Here is a 14,256-nt window from a genome sequence, read left to right as displayed (position 1 = left end):
CGATACGGGAGAGTGATGACGAATCTGCTTGCCGACATCGAACAGCGCGCCGCGGAGATGCCCGAGGCCACGGCAATCGGCTTCCGGGGCCAAGAACTCAGTTACGCCGAGTTCTGGGCACAGACCGGTCGATTCGCCAAAGCTCTCGCGGATTCGGGTGTCGAACCCGGCGACCGCGTCGGCGTCTATCTCCCGAACCTCCCGCAGTACGTAATCGCCTTCCACGGGATTCTCCGGGCCGGCGGCATCGTCGTCCCGATGAATCCCCAGTACAAGTCCCGCGAAATCAGCCACCTGCTCGGCGACAGCGGCGCGACGGCCGTCGTCGCCCTCGCAGACCTCGTCCCGCAGGTCCAGGAGGTACAGGACGACACCGACGTTCACACCATCGTCAGCGTCGGCGGCGACGCCGACGGCGCCGTCGAATTCGATGCGTTCCTCGCCGACGAGGAACTCGATGTCGTCGACCGCGACGACGACGACGTGGCGTGTCAGCCGTACACCTCCGGGACGACCGGCACCCCGAAGGGCGTCCTTCTGACCCACCGGAACCTCGCCTTCGAGGCGCGTGCCTCCCCGAAGATTCACGACGGCATCTACGACGACGACAAGATGCTCGGCGTTCTCCCGCTGTTCCACATCTACGGGATGACGGTGACGATGCTGGCGACGCTGTACGAGGGCGGCAGCTACTGGCCGATGGCCGAGTGGGACGCCGAGGCCGCGCTGGAACTCGTCGAGTCGGAAGGTATCACACTGTTCCACGGCGTTCCCGCGATGTTCAACGACCTCGTGAACCACCCCGCGGCCGAAGAGTACGACCTCGCCTCGGTTCGGTTCGCCAACGCCGGCGGCTCCAGCCTCCCGCTCGAGGTCATGCGACAGTTCGAGGAGACGTTCGAACCCGACCTCATGGAAGGGTACGGCCTGACCGAGACGGCACCGGTCACCCACGCCAACCGGCCGGACGACCGCCGTCCCGGTTCCATCGGCAAGCCGCTGCCCGGCGTCGAGTCGAAGGTCGTCGACCACAACTTCGAGGAGGTCGACCCCGTCGAGCGCGGCCCCGTCGACGACGAGACGGCACTCGACGACGTGGTCGGCGAAATCGTCGTCTCCGGGCCGAACGTGATGAAGGAGTACTACAACCGCCCGGGCGCGAACGAGGAGGCGTTCACCCATGAAAACGGCACCCGCTGGTTCCACACCGGCGACCTCGGCTACTACGACGAGGACGGCTTCTTCTTCATTGTCGACCGCGAAAAGCACATGATAGTCACGGGCGGCTACAACGTCTATCCCCGTGAAGTCGAGGAGTTGCTGTTCGAACACCCCGATATCGCCGACGCCGCCGTCGTCGGCGTCCCCGACGAGCGCCGCGGGGAGACGGTCACCGCCTTCGTCGTCAAGCGACCCGACGCCGAGGTGACCGCGGAGGAAATCAAGGAGTACGCCCTCGAGAACCTCGCGGCGTACAAACACCCACGGGAGGTCAACTTCGTCGACGAACTCCCGCGGACGACGACCGGGAAGGTCCAGAAGTTCGAGTTGGAGGACTTCGAATAGGCAGTTCAGGCCCCGTCCGGACGGTAGAGTCGCGCTTCGAGACACGCGATGACCTCCTCGCGGACGGCTTCGAGCCACTCGTCGTCGTTGGAGGTCGTAGTCCGGACGAGCGCACCGGCCAAGACGGTCTGTATCGTCGCGGCGACGGCCTCGGGGTCGACATCACGGAACGCTCCGGCGTCGACGCCGGCCTCGACGAGTTCGGTCAGACGGGCCTGGAACAGGCGGTCGCTTCGGGTGAAGTACTCCCGGTACCGTTCGTCGTGGGCCGCCTGGGCGCGGAGTTCGACGAGTGCGCGCATGAATCTGAACTGTTCGTCGGGCAGTTCGCTGACGAGAAACACCGCAAGCGGCTCTTCGAGTCTTGCCCGCGGCTCGCCCGACTCCGCCTCGGCGAACGTCTCGTCGTAGCGGTCCAAGACGAACTCCAGACACGCCAACAGCAGTTCGTCCTTCCCGTCGTAGTGGTGATACACCAGCGACGTGCTCTTCTCGAAGTGGTCGCCGATTTTCTCGACGGTCAGGTCGCTGTAGCCGTGCCGACACAGCGCCTCGTAGGCCGCAGCCAGAATCTCCTCACGCGTCGTTGAGGCGTCCTCGAAGAACTCCATCACTGCAACCTCGTAGCGTCCGCCCCGACAAGTATCGAGTGGCCGTCGGGGGAGCGGCCGACGGTCGTCGCCGACGGGCGAGGCGAGCCGAATTGATTGAACATTCAATCAAAACGGCTATTGTCCCGGCGCATAACCGTGCCGGTAATGCCAGCGAGTGCCGTCCGCCCCCGCCGACGCCCCTCCACGTGTCGCACTGCCGACGAACCGACCGCCGACAGAGGTCCGAACCGTGGTTCGTAGGTCCCTGGTGGCGGTCGCCGTCGCCGTCCTGTTCGTCTGTCTGACCGTCTCGGCCGGTGCAGTCGTCGGCCAACAGACCCAGCGCGATTTCACGCGCGGTGAACCGGACATCTCGGTGTACGCGCCCGACGCCGATGTCACGCCGGGCAGCGACACGCGAATCGACATCCAACTCCAGAACAGCGGCGACCTCGACACCGGGTCCCGTAGCGAGGAAGTGCTCGCCGCGAGGGCGGTGTCCGTCGCGGCCGACGGCGAGGGTCCGCTCGACGTTCGGACCGGACGAACCGCGGTCGGCACCATCGCGGATGGTTCCCTCGCGACGACGCCGTTCCAGGTCGTCGTTCCCGAAGGGACCGAGCCGGGAACCTACGAGCTAGACGTGAAGGTGCGGTACTCCTACGTCGAGCAAACCTCCTCGGTGTCCGGCCAGCAGCGAGAAACCGAGACGGAGCGACACACCGTCGATATCCGTGTCGTCTCCGAACCGCGGTTCGCCATCACGGACGTCGACACCGACGTCCAGCCCGGTACCTCCGGCGACGCGGATGTCACCATCGAAAACGTCGGCTCTGAGCGAGCCAACGCGACGCGGGTGACGCTCCGCGGAAGCGGCGGCGTGACGCTCGGCACCGGCGAAGCCCGCTCGTTCGTCGGCGACCTCGCACCCGACGAGTCAGTGACCGTGACGGTCGAGGCGGCCGTCGCCGAGGGCGTCGCGACCGGCGCCAAACCCATCGAAGCGACCGTCGACTACACGAACACCGACGGCGCCGAGGCCCAATCGGACCCGGTCGTCGGCCACCTCGACCCGCTTTCCGAGCAGTCCTTCGACATCGAGGGGCTCGAAGAGACGCTGTCGGTCGGCTACGCCGGCAACATCACCGGGACGCTCCGCAACGAGGGTCCGCGGCCGGTCTCCGACGGCGTGTTGGTCATCGAACCGGCGAGCGATTCGCTGTTCGTCGAGGAGGGCCGATACGCCCTGCCCGAACTCGACAGCGGCGAGGCAGCCGAGTTCGCCTTCCCGACCGAGGTGAGCGGGCAGGCGTTGGCCGGCCCGAGACAGGTCCGGTTCAGCGTCGAGTACGCAAACGAGGGCGAGTCGACGGTCACCGCCGGGCCCATCTCCGAGCGGGTCGTCGTCGACGAACGCCGTGGAGAGTTCTCGGTCACGGCCGAGAACGCCACCGTCGAGGCAGGCGGGTCGAGTGACCTCGTCGTCACGATAACGAACGAGCGCCCGGAGACGCTCTCGAACATCGACGCCCGACTGTACGCCAACAGCCCGCTGTCGACGTCGAGCGACGAGGCGTTCATCTCCGAGTTGGAGCCCGGCGAGTCCGGCGAGTTGCGGTTTTCGCTGTCGGCGGCCGGCGGCGCGATGGCCAAGACCTACCCCGTCGAACTCGACTTCCAGTACGACAACCGCCGCGGCGAGAGCACGCTCTCGGACACATACCAGCAGGCAGTCTCCGTCGAGGAACCCGAGACGACCGACGAGGGGCCGCCCGTCGTCCCCATCGCCGTCGGCGTCGTCGCCGTTCTCGTCGTCGGTGCGGGACTCTGGTGGCGGCGCCGGAACTGACCGATGGTCGACGGCCCTGAATCCCACGACACGGAGCGAATCGACCCGCTGAGCCGTCGCATCACCACCATCGTCTCCGAGCGACCGCTGCGGGTCGTCCTCGCCTTCATCGTCCTGACGGGCGTCTTCGCCGCCGGGTTGGGCGGCGGCGGCGAACAGCAAGCCGGCACCGACCAGTTCACCGAGAACCTCGAAGAGGCCGAAGCCCTCGAAGACATGCAGGAGAACTTCGACGGCGGGGCACGGGCCTCAGGCGGCAGCAACGCCAACGTGTTCATCGAAGACGACCGGAACGTCCTCTCGAAGCCGAGCCTGCTTCGGATGTTGAAGACCCAACAGCGACTCGAAACCCACGACCGACTCCGGGTCACCTCGACGATGAGTCCGGCCTCGAACATCGCCCGGCAGCTCGACCCCGAGGCGTCGACGCCCGAGGAGTGGTACCGGGCGGTCGAACGCGCCTCGCAACGACAACTGGACGGCGCCATCCGGTCGGCCGCGGACGCGAACTCGCTCGGACCCGTGAGCACGGACTTCTCTTCGGGGTCGGCATCGGCGTCGGTCGCACAGATTCTCGTCACCTACGACACGCCGCCGATGGCCGACGATGCCGACAACGCGCGCCTCCAGCAGCGAACCATCGACGTCGTCGACGGCGTCGAGGGGTACGACCACGGCGAGAACGCCATCGTCTTCGGCAACGCCATCATCAACGAGGAGGTCACGCAACTGCTGAACGACACGGCAATCGTCGTGTTCCCGGCGGCGATACTGCTCATCACGTTCTTCCTCGTCGTCGCCTACCGGGACCCGATAGACCTGTTTCTCGGCTTCGTCGCGCTCGTGATGACGCTCGTCTGGACGTTCGGATTCATGGGATACGCCGGTATCCCGTTCTCGGACTCGCTGGTGACGGTCTTCCCGCTGCTGTTGGCCGTCGGCATCGACTTCGGAATCCACATCATCAACCGGTATCGGGAGGAGCGCGGCCGCGGAACCGGGATACGTGAGTCTATGGGCATCACGACGACGCAGTTGTCGGCGGCGTTTCTCATCGTCACCGGGACGACGGTCATCGGCTTCGCGGCGAACCTCACCAGTTCGCTGAGCCAACTGCGGGACTTCGGCATCGTCGCCTCAGTCGGGATGGTGTTCACCTTCGCCATCTTCGGTGTGTTCCTTCCGGCGGCGAAGGTCGGCCTCGACGGGCTTCGCGAGGGGACGCGCTTCCCGGAGTTCGGCAGTAGCCCACTCGGACGGGAGGGGTCGATACTCGGAGCCATCCTCCCGGCCGGCGTGACCGCCGCCCGAATCGCCCCGGCGGTCGTCCTCGTCGCCGCGCTCGTCCTCGGTGGGGTCGGCGGTGCCTACGGCACCGGCGTCGACACCGAGTTCTCACAGGAGGCGTTCTTCCCCGACGAGGACCGAATCGAGCAGTACCAGACCCTCCCCGAACCGTTCGCACCGTCGCAGTACACGTTCATGACAGTCCTCGACTACCTCGAAGAGGACTTCGAGCAGGGGTTCATCGGCAGCGTCACGATATACGTCGAAGACAGGGCCGTCCGCTCGGACATGGCTCTCGAAGACATCGACCGCGCGGTGACCGACCCTCCCGAGGCGTTCGTCCAGTCCGACCGCCGAGCCGACGCGACGAGCATCCTCGGCGTCATCGACTCCCGCGCCGAGGCCGACCCCGAGTTCGCCGCGCTGGTCAGACAGCACGACGCCGACGGCGACGGGGTTCCGGACCGCGACGTCGACCGCGTGTACGCGGCGTTGCTCGACTCGCCGGCCGGCGACCAGGCACGGAACTCCATCACCGAGGACCGAAGCGCCACGCGCATCGTCTATCAGGTCGACGTCGACGCCGACCAAACCGAGGCGACGCAGGCCGCCCAACAGGTCGCCGAGGAGATGCGGATGGACGCCGTTCCGACCGGACAGTTGGTCGTCAATCAGGTCGTCATCGACCGCATCACCGAATCCGCACTCCGGAGTCTCATCGTCGCCTTCCTGCTCACCGCCGGCTTTTTGATGCTGTTCTACCGGTGGCTGGAGGGGCGGGCCGTCTACGGCCTCATCAATCTCGTCCCGGTGTTGGTCACCGTCGGATTGCTCGCGGGGTCGATGCGGTACTTCGACGTACCGTTGACGCCGTTCAACGCCCCCATCCTCTCGGTGTCCATCGGATTGGGCGTCGACTACACCGTCCACTTCATGCACCGCTTCGTCGACGAGTTCGAGAACGGCCGGGACATCCACGCCGCGCTTCGGACCACCGCCCAGGGCACCGGCGGCGCGCTCACCGGGAGCATGCTGACGACGGTGTGTGGGCTCGGCGTGCTGTATCTCGCGCTCATCCCGCTCATCGCGGAGTTCGGCCTGCTGTTGGCACTCGGCGTGTTCTACGCGTATCTGGCGTCGCTTCTGGTGTTGCCGTCGACCATCGTCGTCTGGCACGCCCTCGAGACGCGGGTCGTTCCGCGCTTGCGCGATACCGCCGCGTAATCAGTTTACAGGGCCGGTCTCCGGGCGATACTCCCGGCTGACGGCTTTCCACTTCCCCGTCGCAAAGCGATAGTAGTTCAACACCGCGGGGACCGTCGTCTCCGCGAGGAAGGCGAGATACAGCCCGTAGATGCCCAGCGACGTGGTCGCGCCGAGGTAAACGAGCGGAATCGAACAGCCGAACATCCCCAGCGCCTGACTGAAGAAGGCCCAGCGGGTGTCGCCGGCCGCATCGAGCGGGCCGGCGGCACCCCCGGAGACCCCCTGCATGACGACGGCGACGCAGGCCACCCGAACGAGGTCGACGGCAATCGGGACCGAGGGGGCGCTCGGGTCGGCAACGAACAGCGTGACGATGGGTTCGGTGGCGACGAAGACGACCGCCGCGAAGACGATGTAGACGGCCACCGAGTAGCGGATGATTTCACGGCCGTAGGCCTCGGCGGTCTCTTCGGCGCCGGTGCCGAGTTCCTGGCCGACGAGACTGGAGGATGCGAGCCCGAAGCCCCAGCCGGGCGTGTTCATCAACCCCCAGATGCGCCGGGCGATGACGAACGCCGACACCACGTCCTGACCGAAGACGTCGAGGATGGCGAACATCGGGAACTCGGCGACGGTCCAGACGAGGTTCCGGCCCATCACCGGCAGGCCGATGGACACCAAATCGGCGACCGTCGAGGGGTCGACGTAGGTTCCGACGGGGTTGACGGTAACCGGGAACTCTCCCGCTCCGGGGAAGCGTCCGGCCGTGAGGCCGATGGCGAAGGCGGCGGTGACGCCGACGTTCGAGAGGACGGTCCCGACTGCGGCGCCGACGACGCCCCACCCGAGGCCGAAGATGAGGGCGGCGTTGATGGCGACGTTTGCGACGGCGCCGCCACCGCGGAGTACCATCGCAGTGTAGGCGTCGTCGGAGCCGACGAGGACGCGACTGCCGACCAGATTGAGACCGGCAAAGGGGACGCCCAACGCGACGACACGGAGGTACTCGCCGCCGAGGCGGACGGTCTCGGCGTCGCTGCTGAGCAGGCCGATGAGTTCCGCAGAGAACGTCCAGAAGACGGCGACGACGGGCAGCGAGACGGCGACGACGAGGAAGACGCTGGAGCGAACTGCGAGTCCGAGTTCCTCGTGAGCGTCGGCGCCGAACCGCTGGCTCACGAGGGCGATGGTGCCGCCGGCGACGCCCCCGCCGATGGAGAACGCCAGCCCCCAGAACGGCCCGGCGATACCGACGCCGGCGATGGCGCCGCCGCCGACGGCGACGCCGACCATCGCCACGTCGACGGCGTTTTTCGACATCCGCGCCAGCCCCGTGACGATACGCGGCCAGGCGAGTTCGGCCGTCCGGCGTGCACGCTCCTCGCCAATGAGGCCGAAGCGGGCCAACAGCAACCCGACGGCCAGTATCGCCAATCGGAAGGGGTTCGGAACGCGGGCCAACGTGTTTGTACTGACTGGTCAGTCAGCCAAATGTCTTCGGAATCGAGACGGGAGGCAGGAACCGTTGGAGAACACTTTCGCGGGCGGCTACCGACCGGAAAACCGGTCGGTCAGCCCCGAGAGCCGTTCCTCGATGGCGCTGATTTCCCCGCGACGACGGCGGTACTCCATCGTCAGGCGGTAGGCGGCAAGGTATGCGATGACGGTGAAAATCACCGCGAGGATGACGTTCCCCGTCACCAGTCTGACGACCACCTCGGGGGCCGCCGACAGCGACACCTCTTGGACGGTCATGGATTCGACGGGGCCGAGCAGTTTCGAGCCGAGCCAGAAACTCGACCCGTAGACGCCCCACTTCGCGACGGGGTTGAGAACGAGGACGGAGGCGAACAGCGCGATACGGGAGACGTTCGCGAAGAGATACGCGATGATGAAGAACATGATGACGCCGGTTCCGAGCGTCGGCAAGGCGGTGATGAACACGCCGATGGCGAAACTGTAGGCGACCTGATTGGGGGTGTGTTCCTCCGTAAGCGCGTCGTGGAGTTCCTCACGGACGCGCTGGACGTATCGCTGGAGTCGGCGCCGCAGTCCTCCCATTGCCATCTCCTTTCGGCTATATGGAAAAGAAGCTATCGACTACTTCGACCCTCGCGACCCCCGTCAGCCCTGCTCGATGTCGAGGCGCAGGCGATAGGTCTCGCCGTCGCGGCGGGCGTCGGCCGCGACCGGCTCGGTCCGCCCGTCGAGGTCGACGCCGGTGTGGGATTCGAGGCGCTCGCCGACCGCACGGAGGCCATCCGACGGCCCCGTCTCGTCGGGTTGCGGCGTCCACGCGACGCAGCGTTCGACGTACTCGCCGTCGATGGCGGCGTCGAGTACCGCGTTCGCGGCCGTCGAGAGTCCCTCCGAGTCGAGGACGAGCGGCTCCGCGGCAGGTTCCGCCGGCGGCAGCGACAGCCGAAACGTCGCCCCCGAACAGCTCCGGCCGGGGGCGTCCAGACAGCCCGCGACGCCGAACACCGTTCCGAGTGCCGCCGTTTTGAGGAGCCCTCGGCGCGTCGGTGCCGTCGGTGCCATGTCCGATATCGTGGGGTCGTCTCGAAGTGCCTTGCGGTCGAGAGAACCAACATCTATGCACTCGGGGGTCGGACCGACGCGTATGGACCCAGTGTACACCTTCGTCGGCGGCGGTGACCCGGCGACGACCGTCCACGTCGCTCGGCTGTTGGCCTACGGCTCTATCGGGGTTGCGGCCGCGATACTGCTCGGTTACCTCGTCACGTACGTCCGGGACGTACTCGCCGAGGGGTTCGATTACGAATGGGGGTATCTCGCGGTCGGCATCGGCGCCGCCGTCGTCTACGGCGTCTCCGGTATCGCCGCCGAACTAACCGACCTCCCGTGGCTCGATGCCTTCACCGAGGGGGCCGTGCTGTTTTTCATCCTCTTCGTCGCGTTGGGCATCCGCGCGATGTACCTCGCCGAGCGGACGGCGGACGGAGCGTCGCGACTACTCCCGACGTGGGTCGACTTCCTCGTCGTCGGCGTCTTCGTCGTCGCGTGGTGGGCCGGCTTCCTCCTCGACGGCGAGTGGACGCGCCCGGTCGTCGCCGTCGGCTGGGTCGGCGCGTCGGTCTGGGCGATGCTGTACGCCGTCCAGACCGTCCGCCGATACGAGGGGACGACGCTGTCGGCGCTGACGCGACACCTGCTCCCGTCCATCGTCTGTGTCGTCGCCATCGTGATGACGGACCTCCTGTCCAGCGTCGCGCCGCTTGATGCGGGCACCGTCGACGCGCTGTGGCTCGTCGGTACCGTCCTCGTCGCGGCGTTCCTCTTCGACACCGCGGTCACCATTCGCCAGCAGGAAGGCGAAGTCGAGCGGATGTACGACCGGACGACGTGGCGGCAACAGTCCGTCGAATAGCGCCCGCCGTACCGGAGCCGAAGGCACTTTTCGGACCCGTCCCCAACGGACCGTATGACCAACCAGACGCGTCGCCGGTTCCTCGCCGGAGCCGCCGGCGTGGCCGCGGGGCTTGCGGGCTGTTCGAGCGGGCGGCGGTCGCCGCCCGACCCGGTCACCCCTTGGGGAGCCGAATCGGACCGCGACTCGCCGTACACCGCCGTCTACGACGCCACCATCGAGTCGGTCGCCTTCGTCGGGACCGCCGGCGGTGGCGGGGGTTCGGGCTTCGTCTACGACGACTACGTCGTCACGAACCAACACGTCGTCGGCGATGCCGACACCGTCGACGTTCGCTTCGAACGCGGCGAGTGGCGGGAGGCCGGCGTCACCGCCACCGACGTGTACGCCGACCTCGCCGTCCTGTCGACGGATATCCCCGACTACGCGCGGCCGCTGTCGCTCGTCGACAGCGTGCCGCCGGTCGGCACGGAGGTGCTCGCGTTGGGCAGTCCCTTTGGCCTCGAATCCTCCGTCTCGACGGGCATCATCAGCGGCAAGAACCGCTCGCTTTCGAGCCCCTCCGAGTTTGCGATTCCGAACACCGTCCAAACGGACGCCGGACTGGACCCCGGCAACAGCGGCGGCCCGCTGGTCACGATGGACAACGAGGTGACCGGCATCGCCGTCGCCGGCGCGGGCACGAGCGTCGGCTTTGCGGTGTCGCCGCTGCTCGCCCGCCGGGTCCTCCCCGAGTTGATACAGACGGGCACGTACAGCCACCCGTTCCTCGGCATCTCGCTTCTGCCCGTCATGCCCGCCATCGCCGAAGCGAACGACCTCCCCGAAACCCGCGGCATCTACGTCGTCGAGGTGCTCGACTCCGGGCCCGCAGACCAGACGCTTCGCGGCGCCGACGGCGAGACGACCGTCGACGGCCGAACCGTCCCAACCGGCGGCGACACGCTCGTCGAACTCGCCGGCAACGCCATCGACTCCGATGCCGACCTCGGGACGACGCTGGCACTGGAGTTGTCGCCGGGTGACCGCGTCGACGCGACCGTCATCCGCGACGGCGAACCCACCGATATTCGCGTCCCAATCGGCTCGCGACCGCCGCCGGAGCAGTGAACGACATCGCCGGTACACCGATACGCTTGGCGACCGAGTGAACCGATATGGATCGACGCCAGACGCAGTTCGAAAGCGCCGGCAAGCGCTGTAGTGCCGAGTTGTATCTGCCCGACGCCGAGAACCCGCCGGTCGTCGTGATGGCCCACGGCTTCGGCGCCGAGCGCTCCTTTCGGTTGCCAGCCTTCGCCGAGCAGTTCACCGAACACGGCCTCGCCGCCTTCGTCTTCGATTACCGCGGGTTCGGCGACTCGGAGGGGACCGAGCAACTCGTCGACCCGTTCCGGCATCGCACCGATTGGATGGCGGCCGTCGACCACGTCCGCGACCTCGATTCCGTCGACGGCGACCGCATCGCGCTGTGGGGGTCGTCGTTCAGCGGCGGCCACGTCATCGAGACGGCCGCCCGACGTGAGGTCGACGCCGTCGCCGCACAGGTGCCGTTCGTCGACGGCCTCGCGACCCTCCTCCATCTCGCGCGGAACTCGGGAATCGGCTACCCGCTCGAAGCGACGAAACACGGCCTCAAAGACGCCGTTCGTGGACTGTTCCGCCGGAGTACCCACACAGTCCCAATCGTCGGCGATCCCGACGAGTTCGCGATGCTGAACACCCCCGGTGCGAAATCGGGGTACCTCGACATCGTCCCGGAAGACACCGACTGGAAGAACGCCTGTCCGGCGCGAATCGCGCTTCAAGTGCCGATGTACCGGCCGATTTCGCGAGCCAGCGAGGTCGACTGTCCCGTCCTCCTCACCATCGCCCGAGAGGACAACATCGTCCCGCCGTCGGCCGCCGAGCGATTGGCCGACCGCCTCGACCACGTGGAAGTACTGCGCCTCGACTGTGGGCACTTCGGCCCCTACGACGGCCGCCCCTTCGAGCGCGCCGTCGAGACGCAGGGGGGCTTCCTCGACCGCCACCTCTCGTAGACTGGTCGGTCGACGCATCCGGACAGCACCGGGCGTATCGACAACTGAGTCGAAGGATGCCATCAAGTACCACACGCACATCTACGTCGGTACTGGCCGGAAGGCCAGCGTGCCCCCACACGGGTATCCCCACCCGGTCGGGGTCGAGTCTGCCCGGCCCGACCCCACCCCCACCTTGGTTTTACGCCGTCAGCCACTGCTTAGGCCTGTTCGGCCGCCATCGCCGCGATGTCGTCAGCAGTTCCGGTCGTTCCGGTGGCGACGTAGTAACTCGCACAGCAGTTCCCGAGCGCCACCGCGGGGCCGATGTCCCCGCCGACGGCCAACCCGTGGGCGAGGCCGGCGCTGAAGCGGTCGCCGCCGCCGGTTCGGCGGACGGGGCCGTTCGGGTCGAAGTTCTCGACGGCGGCGTCGTCGGTTCGGGTCGCGGCCGCGGCGGCGTCGGCTTCGTGTCTGACCACCGCGAACACCCCTGCTTCGTCTCGAACCGCCCCAACGTCGTCCGCGACGGCGAGGGCGTCGGCAATCGCCGCCAGTTCCTGACCGTTGACGCTGACGGCCACGTCGATGGCGTCGTCGAGCGTCGCGAGCGCCGCGAGACAGTCGCGTATCTCGGCGGCCGGTGCGGTCGTCACATCGCCGGGGTCGAAGACGAACACGCCGCCGTCGAGGCTATCGGCGAGTGCGGCCAGCGAGTCGGTCATCCCGTCGACGGAGGCCCAGTTCCCACAGACGTAAGCGTCGGCGTCGGGGACGGTCTCGAAGGCCTCGTGGCTCCATCCGATCACGTCGTCGCTGACGTCGGCGTAGGTGAGGTCGCCGTCGGAGAACTCGTGGATGGTGACCGCGGAGGGAGTACCGAAGGAGTGTGTTTCGAAGGGGAAGGCGAATCGGTCGTCGTCGAGACAGCCGTCGAGTCGCACGTCGTCGCCGAGGGCGTGGGCCTGTTGGGCGGCGTTGACGGCTTGCCCACCGGCCTCGACGGCGTGTGTGTCGATGTGAAACCCCTGTGAGCGGCCCCCGACGATGGCCTCACGGAAGGCTGCCTTCGAAAGCCTCTGGCCGTCTTTCGCGTGAACTCGCTGGAAGGTGTCGACGCTCCCGTCGGGAAACGCCGCCACACGGACGGTGGATTCGACCAGCGAGGGAACGGCGTCGTACATACCGAGTCACTCGGGGGCGCCGTTGAAAGGCCTCCTGGGTTTATGTATGTCGACGAGATAGCACAGCACATGGACATACTCGTTCCCACGGACGGTTCCGAACCGGCCGAGGCCGCTCTCGACCACGCCTTCGAGCGGTTCGCCGCCGACGACATCACCGCGTTGTACGTCATGGACCCGGTGGAGGGGGCCACCGCGTGGGGACCGGCGACGGGCGAAGACTGGCTCGGCTCCGCCGAGAAGCGCGCCGAGAGCGTCCTCGAGGACGCCGTCGAACGCGGGGAAGAGATGGGCGTCGAAATCGAAACCGACTCGGTCGTCGGCCGGCCCTCGCGGGCGATTATCGACTACGCCGAGGAACACGACCTCGACCAGATAGTCATCGGTAGCCACGGCCGCGACGGCATCACACGCGTCCTGTTGGGGAGCGTCGCCGAGACGGTTATCCGACGGTCGCCGGTGCCGGTCACCGTCGTCCGCCCCCGGTAGTGATTGCCGAACGACGAACGCGTCGAGGGATAGGCCGGTCGCGGATTTATCACCCGGGTCGCCGTACCGTGCGGCATGTACGATGACATTCTGCTCGCCGCCGACGGCAGCGAGGACTCACAGGCAGCGACCGAACACGCGTTGACGTTGGCGTCCGGGACGGGCGCGACGGTCCACGCCATCTCGGTCGTCGAAACCCGAACCGCCTACGACAACGCCATCGTCGACCCCGACGAGGTCAGGGAGAACCTCCGTTCAGACGCCCGCGAGGCGCTTGCGGCGGTCGAACGGGCCGCAGAGGAAGCCGGCATCGACTGCGAGACGACCATCGAGGAGGGGCCGCCGCCGGAGCGCTTGCTGGAGGCCATCGCCCGAACCGGCGCCGACGTGGTCGTTCTCGGGGCGACAGGACGGTCGGCGTTCAAACGGCTCGTGTTGGGGAGTACGACCGAGCGACTGCTCTCGGAGGCGCCGGTGCCGGTCGTCGTCGTCAGCGATTGAGCGGGCGACAGACGGCGACGGCGTACTGCCCCGCCGTCTCGGACCGAAACCGATAAAACCGACACACGCCCACGTCCAATCGAGCCGAGGTAGCCTAGCCCGGCCAAGGCGGTTGCTTCGAGAGCAACTGTCCGTCAGGACACGTGAGTTCAAATCTCACCCTCGGCGC

The 14,256-nt window shown here is 67.3% G+C and carries 13 protein-coding genes and 1 tRNA gene; 9 read left to right on the top strand and 5 right to left on the bottom strand.

Annotated features, from left to right (window positions below; translation table 11 throughout):
* The first annotated feature begins 15 nt into the window (after nucleotides 1-15).
* Nucleotides 16-1,566, top strand: coding sequence for a class I adenylate-forming enzyme family protein (locus NMP98_RS09785; RefSeq protein ID WP_254857382.1), 1,551 nt, complete (start codon nucleotides 16-18; stop codon nucleotides 1,564-1,566).
* A gap of 5 nt (nucleotides 1,567-1,571) precedes the next feature.
* Here NMP98_RS09785 and NMP98_RS09780 read toward each other — a convergent pair whose 3' ends face one another.
* The gene (locus NMP98_RS09780; RefSeq protein WP_254857381.1) at nucleotides 1,572-2,285 is read right to left on the bottom strand and encodes a TetR/AcrR family transcriptional regulator; all 714 of its coding nucleotides are present in this window, start codon (nucleotides 2,283-2,285) and stop codon (nucleotides 1,572-1,574) included.
* Nucleotides 2,286-2,427: 142 nt separating this feature from the next.
* Here NMP98_RS09780 and NMP98_RS09775 point away from each other — a divergent pair, with 142 nt between their 5' ends.
* Both NMP98_RS09775 and NMP98_RS09770 read left to right on the top strand, forming a co-directional pair.
* On the top strand, nucleotides 2,428-4,008 hold the full coding sequence (locus NMP98_RS09775) for a COG1361 S-layer family protein (protein ID WP_254857380.1): 1,581 nt from the start codon (nucleotides 2,428-2,430) through the stop codon (nucleotides 4,006-4,008).
* A 3-nt stretch (nucleotides 4,009-4,011) separates the two neighbouring features.
* Nucleotides 4,012-6,519 carry an efflux RND transporter permease subunit gene (locus NMP98_RS09770; RefSeq protein ID WP_254857379.1) on the top strand — a complete coding sequence of 836 codons (2,508 nt, stop codon included), beginning with the start codon at nucleotides 4,012-4,014 and terminating at the stop codon, nucleotides 6,517-6,519.
* Here NMP98_RS09770 and NMP98_RS09765 read toward each other — a convergent pair whose 3' ends face one another.
* The 3 genes from NMP98_RS09765 to NMP98_RS09755 form a co-directional block, all read right to left on the bottom strand.
* On the bottom strand, nucleotides 6,520-7,962 hold the full coding sequence (locus NMP98_RS09765) for an MATE family efflux transporter (RefSeq protein WP_254857378.1): 1,443 nt from the start codon (nucleotides 7,960-7,962) through the stop codon (nucleotides 6,520-6,522). It lies immediately after the preceding gene.
* An 87-nt stretch (nucleotides 7,963-8,049) separates the two neighbouring features.
* Nucleotides 8,050-8,562: a DUF2062 domain-containing protein gene (locus NMP98_RS09760; protein WP_254857377.1), complete on the bottom strand. Its 513-nt coding sequence runs from the start codon at nucleotides 8,560-8,562 to the stop codon at nucleotides 8,050-8,052.
* Nucleotides 8,563-8,625: 63 nt separating this feature from the next.
* Nucleotides 8,626-9,042 (bottom strand): hypothetical protein, encoded by a 417-nt coding sequence (locus NMP98_RS09755; protein WP_254857376.1) that lies wholly within the window; start codon nucleotides 9,040-9,042, stop codon nucleotides 8,626-8,628.
* An 82-nt stretch (nucleotides 9,043-9,124) separates the two neighbouring features.
* Between NMP98_RS09755 and NMP98_RS09750 the strand changes: the two genes are divergently transcribed.
* The 3 genes from NMP98_RS09750 to NMP98_RS09740 are packed head-to-tail and all read left to right on the top strand — an operon-like array spanning nucleotide 9,125 to nucleotide 11,934.
* A complete protein-coding gene (locus NMP98_RS09750) occupies nucleotides 9,125-9,892 on the top strand; it encodes a hypothetical protein (RefSeq protein ID WP_254857375.1) in 768 nt (255 codons plus the stop codon).
* A 54-nt stretch (nucleotides 9,893-9,946) separates the two neighbouring features.
* The gene (locus NMP98_RS09745) at nucleotides 9,947-11,002 is read left to right on the top strand and encodes a S1C family serine protease (protein ID WP_254857374.1); all 1,056 of its coding nucleotides are present in this window, start codon (nucleotides 9,947-9,949) and stop codon (nucleotides 11,000-11,002) included.
* Nucleotides 11,003-11,049: 47 nt separating this feature from the next.
* On the top strand, nucleotides 11,050-11,934 hold the full coding sequence (locus NMP98_RS09740; protein WP_254857373.1) for an alpha/beta hydrolase: 885 nt from the start codon (nucleotides 11,050-11,052) through the stop codon (nucleotides 11,932-11,934).
* Between the two features lie 200 nt (nucleotides 11,935-12,134).
* On the opposite strand, the gene NMP98_RS09735 is transcribed toward NMP98_RS09740, so the two are convergent.
* On the bottom strand, nucleotides 12,135-13,097 hold the full coding sequence (locus tag NMP98_RS09735; protein ID WP_254857372.1) for a PfkB family carbohydrate kinase: 963 nt from the start codon (nucleotides 13,095-13,097) through the stop codon (nucleotides 12,135-12,137).
* Between the two features lie 69 nt (nucleotides 13,098-13,166).
* On the opposite strand from NMP98_RS09735, the gene NMP98_RS09730 reads away from it, so the two are divergent.
* The 3 genes from NMP98_RS09730 to NMP98_RS09720 all read left to right on the top strand — a co-directional run bounded on the left by NMP98_RS09730 (nucleotide 13,167) and on the right by NMP98_RS09720 (nucleotide 14,255).
* Complete coding sequence (locus NMP98_RS09730; RefSeq protein WP_254857371.1) at nucleotides 13,167-13,586, top strand: universal stress protein; 420 nt, start codon at nucleotides 13,167-13,169, stop codon at nucleotides 13,584-13,586.
* Nucleotides 13,587-13,661: 75 nt separating this feature from the next.
* Nucleotides 13,662-14,087 carry a universal stress protein gene (locus NMP98_RS09725; RefSeq protein ID WP_254857370.1) on the top strand — a complete coding sequence of 142 codons (426 nt, stop codon included), beginning with the start codon at nucleotides 13,662-13,664 and terminating at the stop codon, nucleotides 14,085-14,087.
* A gap of 83 nt (nucleotides 14,088-14,170) precedes the next feature.
* A tRNA-Ser gene (locus NMP98_RS09720) sits at nucleotides 14,171-14,255 on the top strand.
* Nucleotide 14,256 lies beyond the last annotated feature (1 nt).

The sequence above is a fragment of the Natronomonas gomsonensis genome (genome assembly GCF_024300825.1).
GTDB classification, from domain to species: domain Archaea; phylum Halobacteriota; class Halobacteria; order Halobacteriales; family Haloarculaceae; genus Natronomonas; species Natronomonas gomsonensis.
Note: the sequence above shows the minus strand (reverse complement) of the source record. Positions and strands in the feature narration are given on the sequence as shown.